Annotated in this window: 1 protein-coding gene; it reads right to left on the reverse strand. The window is 67.1% G+C overall.

Annotated features, from left to right (window positions below; all coding sequences use genetic code 11):
- Positions 1-322: HAD hydrolase family protein (locus P0G09_RS16825; RefSeq protein ID WP_275253238.1), on the reverse strand; the 322-nt coding region annotated here is incomplete at both ends.

Here is a 322-nt window from a genome sequence, read left to right on the forward strand (position 1 = left end):
GCCCACACGTCCTGATCCCGCTCACACACGATGCCCTCGCTGTTATAGGTCAGGATGGCCACATCCTGCCGGGCTGCAAATTCGCAGAGCTCCGGAACGAACTCCGCTCCCAGCTGCACCTGATCCAGGGCCTCGCCGGTCACGCAGTCCACGATCTTGCCGCCGTTGTAGGCCAGCACACAGCCGCCCTTTTTGTCCAGCCCCAGCTCCTGTGCCAGCGGCAGAATGCCCGCTGTGGGGCGGCCGGAGGCCAGCACGATGGTCGCGCCCTGTGCGGCGGCGGCATCCAGCGCCGCGCGGGTGCGGGGGGTAACGATCTTTT

Source organism: Faecalibacterium sp. DFI.5.82 (assembly GCF_029076575.1).
In the GTDB taxonomy this organism is placed as follows: Bacteria; Bacillota; Clostridia; order Oscillospirales; family Ruminococcaceae; genus Faecalibacterium; species Faecalibacterium duncaniae.